A 15,090-nucleotide genomic window follows, 5' to 3' on the forward strand; every position below is an offset into this window, starting at 1 on the left:
CGTGCTCGTCGTCGCCTCGGGGCGCGAGGCCGAGGRAACCGTCGCGTCGCTGCGTTCCTGGTACGACGGCGACCCGAACGACATCACGCAGCTCGAAGCGTGGGAGACGCTGCCGCACGAACGGCTCAGCCCCCGCGCCGACACCGTCGCCAGCCGCATGGCCGTCTTCCGCCGGCTCACGCATCCGGACGCGTCCAACCCCATGTTCGGTCCCATCCGCATCCTCGTCATGCCGGTTCGTTCGCTCATCCAGCCGGTCGTCAAGGGACTCGGCGACGTCGAACCGCTCGTCTTCACGCAAGGTGAGGAACTGCCGCTCGACGAGGCGTCCGCACGACTTGTCGAAAACGCGTACACGCGCGTCGACCTCGTCATGGACCGCGGCGAATTCGCCGTGCGCGGCGGCATCATCGACGTCTTCCCGCCCACGGCGCCGCACCCGGTGCGCATCGAATTCTTCGGCGACGAGATCGACACGATCAGGGAATTCCATGCCTCCGACCAGCGCACATACGGCGACGGCATCAAGACCATCTGGGCCACGCCCTGCCGCGAACTGCAGCTCACGCAGGCCGTGCGCGACCGGGCGAAGAGCCTGATCGGCCGCATCCCCAACGCCGATGACATGCTCGAATCCATCGCCAACGCGATTCCCGTCGAAGGCATGGAATCGCTCATGCCGGCACTCATCGACGACATGGAACCCGTCTCGGGCATGTTCGACCAGCATGCGCTCGTCATGCTGTCCGATCCGGAAAAACTGCGCCGCGCCGCCGAGGACCTCGCGAAAACCGCGAACGAATTCCTCGCCGCCAGCTGGCACGTCGCCGCATCCGGCCACGGCGCGGGAGCCCCGATCACGTTCGATCAGGCCAGCTTCCTCGACTTCGAGGAGACGGTCAGCGCGCTCGCGTATTCCAGCCACGACGTGTGGAAACTGTCCAGTTTCGGTGTGGACGCGAGCATGCCGAACCACGTGCAGCTGTCCGCACGCACGCCCGGCGAATACCGCGGCGACGAGGCGAAGGCCGCGGCCGGCATCGAAGGCCTGATCGACGCCGGCTACCATGTCACCGTCACCGCCGCCGCGCAGGGCACGCTCGCCAGGCTCAAGCGCGCGATCAACGAAACCGGCATCGCCACGTTCGACGTGATCCGCTCGCAGGCCATCGACGGCTTCGTCGACGAACCCGCCAAAACCGCGCTGCTCACCGAACGCGACCTGACCGGCCGCTCGTCCGCCGCCGGCGTCGCGAAAACGCCGAAACGCCGCCGCAAGGCCATCGACCTGATGGAGCTCAAGCCCGGTGACTTCGTCGTGCACGAGCAGCACGGCATCGGCCGGTTCATTGGCATGAAACAGCGCGAAATCGGCGCGGGCAGAAACAAAAGCACGCGCGAGTACCTCGTGCTCGAATACGCGCCGAGCAAACGCGGTGCGCCCGCCGACAAGCTGTTCATTCCCACCGACCAGCTCGACCAGATCAGCAAGTACATCGGCGCGGAAGTCCCCAAGCTCAACAAGCTCGGCGGCTCCGATTGGGCCGAAACCAAGGCGAAAGCGCGCAAGCACGTGCACGAGATCGCCGAGGATCTGGTGAAGCTCTATTCTGCTCGCCAGCGTACGCCCGGCTTTGCGTTCAGCCCAGACACCCCGTGGCAGAAGGAGCTGGAGGACGCGTTCCCGTACCAGGAGACCGCCGACCAGCTGACCACGATCGACGAGGTTAAGGCCGACATGGAAAAGCCGGTGCCGATGGACCGTCTGATCTGCGGCGACGTCGGTTTCGGCAAGACCGAGATCGCCGTGCGCGCCGCATTCAAGGCGATCCAGGACGGCAAACAGGTGGCCGTGCTCGTGCCGACCACGCTGCTCGTCCAGCAGCATTACGAGACGTTCACCGAACGCTACGAGGGTTTCCCGGTCACGGTCGCGGCGATGAGCCGCTTCCAGACGACCAAGGAGATCAACGAGACGATCGAGGGACTCGAATCCGGTGCGGTCGACGTGGTGATCGGCACGCACAAGCTGCTCAACCCGAAGATCAAGTTCAAGGATCTCGGCCTCGTCATCATCGACGAGGAGCAGCGTTTCGGTGTTGAGCACAAGGAAACGTTGAAGGCGCTGCGCACGAACGTGGACGTGCTGTCGCTGTCCGCGACGCCTATCCCGCGCACGCTCGAAATGGCCGTGACCGGCATCCGCGAGATGTCGACGCTCGCGACCCCGCCCGAGGATCGTCTGCCGGTGCTCACGTATGTCGGCGCGTACGAGGACGCGCAGGTCACCGCGGCCGTGCGGCGCGAGCTGCTGCGCGGCGGCCAGGTGTTCTACGTGCACAACCGTGTGCAGGACATCTCGAAGATCGCGGCGAAGATCCACGAGCTCGTGCCCGAGGCGCGCGTCGGCATCGCGCACGGCAAGATGGGTGAGAAGCAGCTCGACCAGATCATCCGCGACTTCTGGCATCGCGACATCGACGTGCTCGTGTGCACGACGATCATTGAAACCGGATTGGATATTTCCAACGCGAACACGCTGATCGTCGACCACGCCGACAAGTTCGGCCTCTCACAATTACACCAGTTGCGCGGACGCGTCGGCCGAGGACGGGAGCGCGCGTACGCGTACTTCCTGTACGATCCAACCAAGCCGATGACCCAGCAGTCGCACGACCGTCTTGCCACCATCGCGCAGAACACGGCGCTCGGCTCCGGCTTCGACGTGGCCATGAAGGACCTGGAACTGCGCGGCACCGGCAACCTGCTCGGCGACGAGCAGTCCGGGCACATCGAAGGCGTCGGCTTCGACCTGTACATCCGCATGGTCTCGGAGGCGGTCGAGGCGTACAAGGCACCCGAGCAGAGCGTCGAACCACTGGCGGTGACCATCGATCTGCCGATCGAAGCGTCGATTCCGGTCGACTACATCGACTCCGACAAGCTGCGACTCGAAGCGTACCGCAAGCTCGCCGCCGCCCACACTGAGGACGACCTGCGCGAACTGGCGGAGGAACTCACGGACCGCTACGGCAAGCTGCCCGAGGAGTTCGAGACGCTGTTCGGCGTGGCCAGGCTGCGCATGAAGGCCCGCAAACTCGGCATTTCGGAGATCATCGCGCAGGGCAGGAACGTGCGCGTCGGCAAGATCGACCCGCCCGAGTCGATTCAGATGCGCATCAACCGCATCTACAAGGGAGCCCAGTACCGTGCGCTCACGCACACGTACCTGATCCCTGCCCCCTTCGCCGGCTCGCTCGGCAGCGGCCCCATGAGCGGCGAAATGGTTATGGACTGGACCAGCGACCTCCTCAACGACTTCGCGTGGACAACGCCGTCAAGCAAACGGCAGAGCCGTTTGTAGGCGTTGTGCGAGCCGACAGGCGAGTCAGCAAGGCGCGGCCGCAGGCCGTCCGAAATTGCAGGACCGCCGGCGTCGGACAAAGCGGCGTCTCGTGGAGATTGCCGTCGCGGTCAGGCGCCGGTCAGGCCGAGTCGGGCCGCAATGTCGTCGGTGAGACGGAGCGAGCCATCTGCGTTCGCGGAGGCGGCCGGCTCGCGTTTGACTGCGTCGGTGACGGGGAACGTGCTGAGCGCGGGCGTCAGCTGCGCGTATGTGCCGTCGTGGTAAGAAAGGAAGAACACGTACTCGCCGCCGACGGTGAGCTTGCCTGCGCCGGAGCCGGAAGCGGTATAGCCGTGCATGCTGATGACGTCTCCGGATTGCGGCAGTCCGTCCGTGGAATCCGCGTCGTTGCCGTTGATGGTGCCGAGCACCTCGGCCTTGATCGTGGTGTCATAGCCGGTATCCCGCGTAGGCGGCTTGGCGCATGAGGTGATGCGTGCGTAGACGATCCGGTCGGACGACGCCGTCAGATCCTCGATCGAGTCGTACCACGGCCAATCGTATTGCGTCTGCGAATCGCGTCCCTTGCATGTGCTGTCGGTGGCCGTGCCGGTCTGCGACGGCGTGGCGGACGGTGCGCCGCAGCCGGCAAGTCCCGTGCACAGCAACATCGCGGTCAGTGCTGCGACGGAACGGATGATGCGCGACGAATGTGCGGTGAGGTTGTTCATGACGACTCCTTTGTCCCGCGGAACCCGGTATGGGTTCTTTCCTGTCTTCTATTGTCCGCCGGTCGACGTGCCGAAGCGAGCGTCCGTAATGCCGCGCATTACACTGAACGGTTATGAGCAACGAACCTGATGACGTGATCAATGATGACGTGATCAATAAGAGAGTCGGAAACGTCGACGGCCGTGAACCGCAGCTTGCCGCGGCCGGCATGCGTATCCGCCGCGCCGAGGCGCGCGACATTCCGCAGCTGCACAAGCTGCTGCGCGAGGTGCTGGAAGTGCATCACCGGGGTCGTCCGGACCTGTTCAACACCGGCGTGACCAAGTACACGGACGACGAGCTGACGGGGATCGTCTCGAATGATGAGACGCCGGTGTTCGGCGCGTTTGCGGACGACGACGAGACGCTGTACGGCTACGCGTTCTGCGTGTTCGAGCGTCATGCCGACAGTCATATTCTTACCGATATCACGACGCTGTACATCGACGACATCTGCGTGGACGAGGCGGCGCGCGGCCGGCGCGTCGGCACCGCGCTGTACCGGCATGTGCTCGATTTCGCGCGGGGTGCCGGCTGCTACAACGTGACGCTCAACGTGTGGTCGTGCAACCCCGGGGCGCAGGCGTTCTACGAGCGCATGGGGCTCAAGCCGTATAAGGTGGGTATGGAGCAGATCCTGTAGCGGCGTCGGCGGCGGGCCGAGTACGGCCGGCCGCGCTCGGCCCGGAATGAACGGCGGTCTACCGGGCGGATGAATGCGCGTTGAACGTCGGATGAAGCCTGAATGCGGTGTCGTCACAACGATGTGAGCGCTCACATTTTCGTGTCGCATCCCCTTGCGTCTCGTCCATCAAACCCGGTATTCTTAAGGCTGTCATCACAACCTATACGTTAAAGGAGTAGTTGTGGCAGCTATTGAAAGCGTGTACGCGCGTCAGATTCTCGATTCCCGTGGCAACCCGACCGTCCAGGTCGTGCTCGACACCGAGGACGGCGCCCAGGGTCTGGGCCTCGTTCCGTCCGGTGCCTCCACCGGTGAGGCCGAGGCTTGGGAGCGTCGCGACGGCGACAAGTCCGTCTACGGCGGCAAGGGCGTTCTGAACGCGGTCAAGGCCGTCAACGAGGAGATCGCTCCGAAGGTCATCGGCATGGATGCCTCCGACCAGCGCGCTCTCGACGACCTGATGATCGAGCTCGACGGCACCCCGAACAAGGGCCGTCTGGGCGCCAACGCCATCCTCGGTGTCTCCCTGGCTGCCCTGTACGCCGCCGCTGAGTCCGCCGAAGAGCCGCTGTACCGCTACATCGGCGGCACCAACGGCCACATTCTGCCGGTTCCGAACATGAACATCATGAACGGTGGTGCTCACGCTGACTTCGCGACCGACATCCAGGAGTACATGATCTCCCCGTACGGCTTCAACACCTACTCCGAGGCCCTGCAGGCCGGCGTTGAGGTCTACCACACCCTTAAGAACGTCCTGAAGAAGGAAGGCCTGAACACCGGCCTCGGCGACGAGGGCGGCTTCGCGCCGAAGATGAAGTCCAACGAGGACTCCCTCAAGTACATCATGGACGCCATCTCCGCCGCCGGCTACGAGCCGGGCAAGCAGATCGGTATCTGCCTCGATGTCGCCTCCTCCGAGTTTTACAACAAGGAGACCGGCAAGTACCACTTCGATGGTGAGGATCGCGAGTCCGCCTACATGCTCGACTACTACGAGAACCTCATCAACGAGTACCCGATCGTCTCCATCGAGGATCCGTTCAACGAGGAAGGCTGGGAAGACTGGGCTGAGATCACCAAGCGTCTCGGCGATCGTCTCCAGTTCGTCGGCGACGACCTGCTGGTGACCAACCCGGCCCGCCTGCGCAAGGCCATCGACATGGGTGCCGCCAACTCCCTGCTGGTCAAGCTGAACCAGATCGGTTCCGTCACCGAGACCCTCGACGCCATCGAGCTGGCCACCGAGAACGGCTACACCTCCATGGTTTCCCACCGTTCCGGCGAGACCCCGGACACCACCATCTCCGATCTCGCGGTCGCCAAGAACACCCGCCAGATCAAGACCGGTGCCCCGGCCCGTGGCGAGCGTATTGCCAAGTACAACCGTCTGCTCGAGATCGAGGACGAGCTCGGCTCCACCGCGAAGTACGCCGGCTACAGCGCGTTCAAGGCCTGCAAGAAGTACATCGCCAAGTGAGTCGGACCGCGTGACACGGCACCTGGCTGTGTGACGCTCCGGTGATCGTTTGACGCCCGCCGCATTCCCCAGTCGAATGCGGCGGGTATTTTTATTGCCTATGAGTTCACGATCCGCCCGGGAACAGTCCGGCAACTCCGGAAAGGCGTCGAAACCGTCACTATCGGCACGATCAGAAAAAACAGCAAAACCATTGAGAACATCGCCGAAATCAGCCAAAAACTCGAGAGCTACGAAGCAAACGGCGTCCCGCACGCGTTCCGGTCGTACGCGCGGTGTGTCCGGTCCCAAAGCAAAAACGCGCAGCAGCGGTCCGATCGTATTCTTCGTCGCGCTGTTCATCGTCGCGCTCGGTTCCATCCAACTGCTGTCCACGCTGTACACGTACGCCATCGACCTGTCCGAGCTGAACGGACTCAAACGGCAGGAAGCCGCGCTCATCGCCAAAAAGCAGGAACTGGAAAACAGCATCGCCCGATGGAACGACGACGCATACGTCGCCGCACAGGCTCGCGAACGGCTCGGCTTCGTTTTTCCCGGCGAGCAGGCGGTCACCGTGCTCCATCCCGAAGCGGTCACCGGCAAGACGCAAAGCGACAGCGACACCTCCTCGCACACCGATTCGGACAAGAAAACCCTGCCTTGGTATAGTGAACTGGCCTATTCGATAGAAAAAGCGGACAGTTCCGACGCGGACTCATCCGCCAGCACGCAATCAGGCAAGACGAATCAGACGAACCGGGACAAGACGGACACCGCGACGACGGACACGACCAACGACAGCAAGAAGGACCAATGACCGAAACGAACACCGCACAGACGACCGATACTGGAACGAATGCCGATGCCCTTGCACCGTTCGCCGACGCCGCCAAAGCGCTCGTGGACCGCTGCATGGCCGAACCGGCCAACGAAGAGGACATCGCCATTGTTGAACGCCAGCTGGGGCGCTACCCGCGCGGCATGGTCGCCGTCGGCGCACGCTGCGCATGCGGACGCCCGCTGGCCGTGATCACGCGTCCCATGCTGCCGGGAGGCATCCCGTTCCCCACTACCTGCTACCTGACCAGTCCGGAAGCCGTGAAGGCCGCGTCGCACGTCGAAGCCGAGGGCGGCATGCGCGAGTACAACGAGCTGCTCGCATCCGACGAATCCGTGCGCGACGCGTATCACGACGCGCACCTGCGCTATCTTGCGTTCCGCCACGAACTCGCGCTGCGACTTGGCGACAGCGAGGAGCACATCGCCGACACCAGCGCCGGCGGCATGCCGACCCGCGTCAAATGCCTGCACGCGCTGCTTGCGCAGACGCTCGTTATGGGATCTGGCGTCAACCCGATTGGCGACCTGACGCTGGAACGCATCGTGGGCGAATTCAGCCCGACCGTCTGCCGCTGCTCGGTCGAGGACTGAACCGGACAAGCTGGACGAACCACGCTGGCAACCGTCATATCATCGAATACGGAACACCATACGGCATCAAGGCAGGGGAGAGGAACATTATGAGCGAACCCGTCAAGCGTTCCGTGACCGTGGCCGGCATCGACTGCGGCACGAACTCCATCCGTCTGAAAATCGCGCGCGTCGACGTCGACGGCATGCACGACATCGTGCCGCGCACGCTGCGCGTCATCCGACTCGGACAGGACGTCGACAAAACGCACCGGTTCGCCGACGAGGCGCTCGAACGTGCCTATGCGGCCGCGCGCGAATTCGCCGGCATCCTCGCCGATCATCCGGTTGACGGCCTGCGTTTCGTCGCCACGTCCGCCACGCGCGACGCCGCCAACCGTGAGGAATTCGAAGACGGCATCGAATCCATCCTCGGCGTGCGTCCCGAAGTGATCCCCGGCACCGAAGAGGCCGATCTGAGCTTCCTCGGCGCCACCAGCGTGGTTCCGCGCGACCTCGCCGCGCCGTTCCTGGTCGTGGACCTCGGCGGCGGCTCCACCGAACTCGTGCTCGGCGGCGACGGCGTGCACGCGCCGGACACCAAGGTCGAAGCCGCGTTCTCGATGAACATCGGCTCCGTGCGCATGACCGAACGCCACCTGCACGCCGACCCGCCCACGCAGGCGCAGATCGACGAGGCCGTCGCCGACATCGACGAACACATCGACAAGGCGTTCTGCACGGTCCCCGCAGGCAGAGCGCGTACCATCATCGGCGTGTCCGGCACCGTGACCACCATGACCGCACTCACGCTGGGACTCAAGGAATACGACCATCGCGCGGTGGACGGCGTGCGCGTGCGCTACGAGGACGCCTACGCCGTTGACGACCGCTTCCTGCGCATGACGCGCGCCGAACGCGCCGAATACAAGACCATCCACCCCGGACGCATCGACGTGGTGGGCGGCGGAGCGCTCGTGTGGAGCCGCGTGCTTGCCAAGGTGTCCGAGGCGGCATTGGCCGACCACGGCGAGAAGATCGACACGTTCGTCGCCAGCGAGCACGGACTGCTCGACGGCATCGTGCTTGACTACGGACGCCGGCTGCTCGCGGCCTGACGCGCGGCGGGCCCTTGTCGTTCCCACCGTTTTCACCGGATGTTCCCGGCAAATGGTCATGCAACGTATGAATGTGGGGGTAACGTGAACAGTATGGAAAAGATGGATACCACAGAATCCGCCAAGCCGTCGCTGCTCGACGGCTGGAACGCGCCACCGAACCTGGTCACCTACTCGCGCATCGTGCTGGTCGTGATCTTCCTCGGCCTGTACATCGCCGCCGGCCCGTGGGGCGCGCAGAATTACGCGATGCGCTGGGCGGCCGCGATCCTGTTCATCGTCGCCGCGTCCACCGACAAGCTCGACGGCTGGATGGCCCGCACGTTCAACCAGGTCACCGAACTCGGCAAGCTCATGGATCCCATCGCCGACAAGCTGCTTACGTGCGCCACGCTCGTGGTGGCCGCGGCGTTCGGTGAACTCGGCCCGACCGTGCTCGGCTGGGTCGTCGTCGCGTTGTTCCTGCTGCGCGAGGTCGGCATTACCGTCATGCGTTTCTTCGTGATCGACACGGGCGGCAAGGTCATTGCCGCCGCGTGGCCGGGCAAGCTCAAGACGCTGTTCCAGTGCATCGGCCTTGCCATGCTGCTTCTGCCGTTCTGGCAGTTCGCCGGCGGATCCGGCGACAACCCGATGTGGCTGACCGTCTACCTGTTCCTCACCTACCTGATGATCTACGTGGCGCTCGTGCTGTGCCTGTACTCGGGCGGCGTGTACCTGGTCAACACGTTCGGCCACGGCAAGGGCGGCAAGAGCGGCGCGAACGATGCCGCCGGCAAGGCTGAGTCCGGGAAAGCCGCGTCCGGTGCCTCGACGAAAAGCAAGTGACGTTGCGTGCGTGGCGTCGCCCGTGACGGCGCTCATAGTGCCGTAACGTTGCCTTGGCGTCGCTCTGACGCCTGACGCTCAGTTTGACCCTCCCGTCCAAAGCGGGAGGGATTTTTGTTGAAGGAGAATGATGATGATCGATGACGACGTGACGCGGCGTTGCGACGGCCTCGCCGCGGATATCCTGCGCTATTGCGAGGAGCGCGGGCTGAAGATCGCGGCCGCGGAATCGCTGACCGGCGGCCTGCTCGCTGACGCGTTCGTGCGCATCCCTGGTGCGTCCAACGTGTTCCTCGGTTCCGCGGTCACCTACGACATTCGGGCCAAGGCGTCCATACTGGGTGTGGATCGCGGCCTGCTGGAGCGCGAGGGCGCGGTGCATCCCGAAGTCGCCCGGCAGATGGCCGCGGCGACCGCCCGGCTGTACGCGCAGCAGGAATACGGCGACCGCGTCATCGGCCTGTCCACCACCGGTGTGGCGGGGCCGGGACCCGACGGCGACAAGCCGGCCGGGCTGGTCTACATCGGGCTTGCGCTGCCGGGCGCCCTCGACGCGGACGGACACGGCCGCGAAGTGTGGAAGGAACTGCGGCTGAGCGGCACCCGCGAGCAGGTGCGTCGGCTCACGGTCATGCGCGTTTTGGAAAACTTGAGCCTATTTACAGCAAGTTCTCAGGAATAATGGCGCGGCTTGGGTGTTGTAGTTAGTGGAATCACGAAACGGTTACGAGCACCTAAGGAGGGTTGCGATGGAAACGATGACCCGCAGCGCAGAAACGATCAATGTCGAGGAACTCAGCCCGGTGGCGGCCCGTCCGGGCAGCGCGCGCATGCGCGACCTGACGCCGGTGCAGCGCAGGGCGGTGATGTTCGCCCAGCAGCAGGTGCTGGCCGCTCGCGCCGCTAAGAAGGCCAAGGATGAGCGCAAGGCGGCTCTGAGCCGCATGTGGCAGGAAGAGGATTCGGAAACGCGCGTCAGGAGCGCTTCCCGCACGGTGCGCGACACGACGGCGGATGCACACGATGTGTCGCTGCGCGAAGCCATTGGCCATGTGCTGCGCGAACTGCGCACGCGCGACCGCAAGACCCTGCGTGAGGTCAGCGAAAAGGCTGGCGTCTCCCTTGGTTATCTGTCCGAGGTTGAACGCGGGCAGAAGGAGGCCAGCTCCGAGCTGCTCAGCTCGATTTCCGAATCGCTCGGTGTGAGCACCGCCCAGATGCTGCGCATGGTCGCCGACTACTTGGACTCGGTGGAGGCGTAGCGTTCGGCCCGTGGGGACTGGCGGCGAATTTTCATGCGGCCCGTGACTGTCCTGTGGACGGTTGCGGGCCGCATTCGCGTGATGCCGGAACGCCGCACGTAGCTGTTGGCGGTACACTGGGGCATCGTGAAGGAACGGGAATTCTGGCAGCTGCTCGAGGAAGTGTTCGGGCGGGGATACGGCAAAAGCCTCGCGCGGGATCAGGGGCTGTCCCGGCTAGGCGGCATGACCGCGGTCGAGGCGCTCGCCGCCGGGGAACAGCCGCGCGTGGTGTGGAACGTGTTGTGTGATCAGATGGATGTGCCTGATTCGCGCCGATGGGGCGACGACCATGTCGCACCGCCGCTGCCGGTCGGGTTCTCCGATCGGTGAATCCGTGTGATTGCGGCGGACTTGCTGCGGAAGGGTTTGGGCTGGGGGGGGGGATCGGCAGATTGTCCGGTTGCTGGATGAAGAAGGCGATCGGTTGTCGTTGGTGTTGGCAACAAGACACGCGGTTCGAACAAATGTTCGTCATATGGGGTATGGTTATCCACAGTGACGGTTCATTGCCCTGCGCGGATTGCCTCCGGCGGAACGACTGGGAAGCGTTGCGCCGCAAGGCCTGAGTGGCTGCGCGACACGCCCGGCGGCGAAGTGTTCGACCACAGGGGTCGATTCGGCTTGCGTGACGGGCGGACATGCCCATACCGTGAGCGGTGAACCCGACGACCACGACACATAAGGAGCAGATCATGGCACAGCAGACAGGCGCGGCGGCGAAAAAGACGTCCGACGCAAAGCCCGGCATCGATCCCCGCCGGCAGGCGGCGCTGGACACGGCGCTCGCGCAGGTGGAGAAAAGCTTCGGCAAAGGCTCGGCGATGAGGCTGGGCGATCGACCCGAACAGAACGTCGAGGTCATCCCCACCGGATCGCTAGCGCTTGACATGGCATTGGGCATTGGGGGCCTGCCCAAGGGCCGCATCGTCGAGATTTACGGTCCGGAATCCTCCGGCAAAACCACGCTGGCGCTGCACGTGGTGGCGAACGCGCAGAAGGCGGGCGGCGTGGCGGCCTTCATCGACGCGGAGCATGCGCTCGACCCCGTATACGCGCGCAAACTCGGCGTCGACACCGACTCGCTGATCGTCTCCCAGCCCGACAACGGCGAGCAGGCGCTGGAGATCGCCGACATGCTCATCCGCTCCGGCGCGCTCGACGTCATCGTCATCGACTCGGTCGCGGCCCTCGTGCCGAAGGCGGAAATCGACGGCGACATGGGCGACAGCCACGTCGGATTGCAGGCCAGACTCATGAGCCAGGCGCTGCGCAAGATGACGGGCGCTCTGGCACAGGCCGGTACCACGGCCATCTTCATCAACCAGCTGCGCGAGAAGATCGGCGTGTTCTTCGGCAGCCCGGAGACCACCACCGGAGGTAAGGCGCTGAAGTTCTACGCTTCGGTGCGCCTTGACATCCGTCGCATTCAGACTATCAAGAACGGCGAGGACGCCATCGGCAACCGCACCAAGGTCAAGGTCGTGAAAAACAAGATGGCCCCGCCGTTCAAGTCCGCGGAATTCGACGTGCTGTACGGCGAGGGCATCTCCACCGAAGGATCCGTGCTCGACATGGCCTTGCAGTGCAACGTGGTCAAGAAGTCCGGTTCGTGGTTCACCTACAACGGCGACCAGCTCGGCCAAGGACGTGAAAACGTGCGTAAGTTCCTTCGCGACAATCCGGACGTCACCCACGAGATCGAGAACAAGGTCAAGGTAGAGTTCGGCCTGATCCCCGCCGAAGACCAGTTCGCGGAAGGCGCCGGCGACGAGCCCGACGGTGACGCCAAGGATGCGGGTGCAGCCGCCAAGGCGACCGGTTCGTCGGCCAAGGCCGACAAGGCCGCGGACAAGACCGCCGCGGCTTCGGAGGCCGCCAAGGGTGCCGTTTCCGGCAGCAAGGCGTGAGTGTTCGGCGATGATCAGCGTTGACGAATTCCTGCGTCGGCATCCGGCCGATCCGGCGATGGCGGCCGACGCGGGCAATGCGGAGGACGCGACTGTTACCGTGGGAATCGAAGAGTCGGACGATGGCGTTCGGACGGCAAGCCGGGACGGTCGGGGCGATGACGGCCGTCGCCGTTTCGGCCGGTCCCGTCGTTCCCATTCGACGTCTCGTTCGACGTCACGTTCGTCATGGGCCGCGCATGAGGCGAATGACCCGTCGGACGCGGACGCCTGCCGAGAGGCGGCGCTGCGTCTGCTGGACGCCGCGCCGCGCTCCTCGGGAACGCTGCGGGAGAAGCTTGCCGACCGGGGGTATGACGCTGATGTGGCGGAATCCGTCATTGCGCGGCTCCGGCAGGTGCATCTGATTGACGACGAAGCATACGCCCGCTCGGCGGTGCGGTACTGCGTCAGCCGGCTTATGGGCGGCAGGGGAGCGCTGATGGAGCTGTCCAGGCGCGGCGTGGATCGAGCCATGGCCCAACAGGTCGTGGCGCAGGCCGAAGCCGAAGGCATGTTCGAAGAGGCGGCTTGGGAACTGGGCCGCCGGTACGCGGAGAAAACGGAGGGAATGGAGCCTGAGCGGCGCCGTCGCCGTTTTTGGTCGGCAGGTGGGCGCAAAGGGCACAATCCCGACACGCTCCGGCGTGTCGCACAGGAATTGCTGTAGTTCATGCCGTTGGCCGGACAAGCCATGATGCATTCGCCGACATGACGCGTCATTGAGTTGCGGCTTTCCCATATGCGGGATGCCCGCGCGCGGACATTGTCGTCCGGCATGCGCGCGTGCATCGCAATGAAAGTAATTGAGACCCCTTATACCCCGGGTTCTGTCACGCCGCGCGAACGCGGCGCGGACGACCATCCATCTCGACTTGGCGTCGCCGCCAAGCTCTAGCAGCCTACCCGAAGGCATTGGGCGAGCAGCCCTCAAGCGCCTTCTGCTTGGCCTTGCTCCCGATGAGGCTTGCCATGCGGCCGGCTGTTGCCAGCGGCCCGGTGGTCTCTTACACCGCCGTTTCACCCTTACCAGCCGAAGCTGGCGGTCTGTTCTCTGCTGCGCTGTCTCTCAGGTCACCCTGGGCGGACGTTATCCGCCATCGTGCTCTGCGGAGCCCGGAAGTTCCTCAGTCCGGCAATCCGAACCGCGGTCGTCAGGGGGTCTCAAACGCACCACTATACACGACGGCACGCCGGCGCCGGCGGATCGACTGGCTGATGTGGGACAAATTCCCACAAACCCGGAATCGTTGATGCAACACGCGGAAAACGCCCATTTTTCTTCGGGCGAGTTCCCCAATGTTCACCGATCATTCGGCTACAATAAAACGTACCGACGGCGAAGTCGCCGCCGGACCGCAAATAGCGGGCAACACCGCTTGAGTATAGGAGGTCCACATGGAAATCGTCGTTACCGGACGCCACACGCAAGTCAAGCAGAGGTTCCGTGATGTCGTCGAAAGCAAGATGAATCGTGTGACCGCTATCGCTCCGGACGCCCAGCGCGCGCAGATCGTGCTGACGCACGAGGGCAACCCGCGTCAGGCCGACACGGCCAAGCGCGTGGAAATCACCGTCATCGCGGGCAGCACCGTGGTGCGTGCCGAAGCGTCGAGCACCGACGAATTCAGCGCGCTCGACATGGCGCTGGACAAGCTGACGCTCCGTCTGCGCCGCACGCGCGACCGCCGCAAGGATCATCGTCGCGGCTACACGAACCCGGTCCCGGTTGACATGGGCGTGGTCGAGCCCGAAGCCGAAGAGGAGGTTCCGGAGGAGGAGCCGAACAACAGCCCCGCCGCCGCGGTCGCGTCCGACCTTGGCCCGGGCGAATCGGTGGAGGTCCAGGTCGGCGATACCCCGATCGTCATTCGCCGCAAGCTGCACATCGCCGAGCCGATGACCATCGACGAGGCCCTGTACGAGATGGAGCTGATCGGCCACGACTTCTTCCTGTTCGTTAACAAGGAAACCGGCCGTCCGTCCGTCGTCTACCATCGTCACGGCTGGAGCTACGGCGTGTTCGAGATCGACACCCCGGAGAACGTGCAGTAACACAAACGCAAACCGTGCGGCGGCGATAATGCCAGCACGGCAATGAGATACAGACCCGCGTGGGGCGTGTCCGCCACGCGGGTTCTTTTATGCGTAAAATGCGGACATTCCCGGCGAAAATCGGCGTGTCCGCGTATTATGAACGAAGTTTGTGCCCGACTTGCA

General features: G+C 64.3%; 14 protein-coding genes and 1 other RNA gene. 13 read left to right on the top strand and 2 right to left on the bottom strand.

The window, feature by feature from the left end; genetic code table 11:
* The coding region (gene mfd / locus BBIA_RS11640; RefSeq protein WP_035138438.1) for a transcription-repair coupling factor at positions 1-3,364 on the top strand (3,364 nt) is incomplete at its 5' end.
* A 110-nt stretch (positions 3,365-3,474) separates the two neighbouring features.
* On the opposite strand, the gene BBIA_RS11645 is transcribed toward mfd, so the two are convergent.
* Positions 3,475-4,077: a hypothetical protein gene (locus BBIA_RS11645; RefSeq protein ID WP_033492028.1), complete on the bottom strand. Its 603-nt coding sequence runs from the start codon at positions 4,075-4,077 to the stop codon at positions 3,475-3,477.
* 209 nt (positions 4,078-4,286) lie between these two features.
* Here BBIA_RS11645 and BBIA_RS11650 point away from each other — a divergent pair, with 209 nt between their 5' ends.
* The 11 genes from BBIA_RS11650 to BBIA_RS11700 all read left to right on the top strand — a co-directional run bounded on the left by BBIA_RS11650 (position 4,287) and on the right by BBIA_RS11700 (position 13,540).
* Positions 4,287-4,760: a GNAT family N-acetyltransferase gene (locus tag BBIA_RS11650; RefSeq protein ID WP_033492140.1), complete on the top strand. Its 474-nt coding sequence runs from the start codon at positions 4,287-4,289 to the stop codon at positions 4,758-4,760.
* A 223-nt stretch (positions 4,761-4,983) separates the two neighbouring features.
* A complete protein-coding gene (gene eno / locus BBIA_RS11655; protein WP_033492030.1) occupies positions 4,984-6,282 on the top strand; it encodes a phosphopyruvate hydratase in 1,299 nt (432 codons plus the stop codon).
* Between the two features lie 277 nt (positions 6,283-6,559).
* Positions 6,560-7,081 (top strand): FtsB family cell division protein, encoded by a 522-nt coding sequence (locus BBIA_RS11660; RefSeq protein ID WP_238548518.1) that lies wholly within the window; start codon positions 6,560-6,562, stop codon positions 7,079-7,081.
* Positions 7,082-7,176: 95 nt separating this feature from the next.
* Positions 7,177-7,695 carry a DUF501 domain-containing protein gene (locus BBIA_RS11665; RefSeq protein ID WP_051924035.1) on the top strand — a complete coding sequence of 173 codons (519 nt, stop codon included), beginning with the start codon at positions 7,177-7,179 and terminating at the stop codon, positions 7,693-7,695.
* A gap of 89 nt (positions 7,696-7,784) precedes the next feature.
* Positions 7,785-8,792 carry a Ppx/GppA phosphatase family protein gene (locus BBIA_RS11670; RefSeq protein WP_033492034.1) on the top strand — a complete coding sequence of 336 codons (1,008 nt, stop codon included), beginning with the start codon at positions 7,785-7,787 and terminating at the stop codon, positions 8,790-8,792.
* Positions 8,793-8,894: 102 nt separating this feature from the next.
* Positions 8,895-9,620 carry a CDP-diacylglycerol--glycerol-3-phosphate 3-phosphatidyltransferase gene (gene pgsA, locus BBIA_RS11675; RefSeq protein WP_051924032.1) on the top strand — a complete coding sequence of 242 codons (726 nt, stop codon included), beginning with the start codon at positions 8,895-8,897 and terminating at the stop codon, positions 9,618-9,620.
* 127 nt (positions 9,621-9,747) lie between these two features.
* Positions 9,748-10,302, top strand: a complete 555-nt coding sequence (locus tag BBIA_RS11680; protein WP_420796703.1) for a CinA family protein — start codon at positions 9,748-9,750, stop codon at positions 10,300-10,302.
* 67 nt (positions 10,303-10,369) lie between these two features.
* Positions 10,370-10,882 (top strand): helix-turn-helix domain-containing protein, encoded by a 513-nt coding sequence (locus tag BBIA_RS11685; RefSeq protein ID WP_033492036.1) that lies wholly within the window; start codon positions 10,370-10,372, stop codon positions 10,880-10,882.
* Between the two features lie 126 nt (positions 10,883-11,008).
* Positions 11,009-11,254, top strand: coding sequence for a DUF3046 domain-containing protein (locus BBIA_RS11690; RefSeq protein ID WP_033492146.1), 246 nt, complete (start codon positions 11,009-11,011; stop codon positions 11,252-11,254).
* Between the two features lie 362 nt (positions 11,255-11,616).
* Positions 11,617-12,831, top strand: a complete 1,215-nt coding sequence (gene recA / locus BBIA_RS11695; protein ID WP_033492038.1) for a recombinase RecA — start codon at positions 11,617-11,619, stop codon at positions 12,829-12,831.
* Positions 12,832-12,841: 10 nt separating this feature from the next.
* Positions 12,842-13,540 (top strand): regulatory protein RecX, encoded by a 699-nt coding sequence (locus BBIA_RS11700; protein ID WP_033492040.1) that lies wholly within the window; start codon positions 12,842-12,844, stop codon positions 13,538-13,540.
* Positions 13,541-13,673: 133 nt separating this feature from the next.
* On the opposite strand, the gene rnpB is transcribed toward BBIA_RS11700, so the two are convergent.
* Positions 13,674-14,037: RNase P RNA component class A (rnpB, locus tag BBIA_RS13550), an RNA gene on the bottom strand.
* A 231-nt stretch (positions 14,038-14,268) separates the two neighbouring features.
* Between rnpB and hpf the strand changes: the two genes are divergently transcribed.
* On the top strand, positions 14,269-14,925 hold the full coding sequence (hpf, locus tag BBIA_RS11705) for a ribosome hibernation-promoting factor, HPF/YfiA family (RefSeq protein ID WP_033492042.1): 657 nt from the start codon (positions 14,269-14,271) through the stop codon (positions 14,923-14,925).
* Positions 14,926-15,090: the final 165 nt, after the last annotated feature.

Source organism: Bifidobacterium biavatii DSM 23969 (assembly GCF_000741165.1).
Lineage (GTDB): Bacteria > Actinomycetota > Actinomycetes > Actinomycetales > Bifidobacteriaceae > Bifidobacterium > Bifidobacterium biavatii.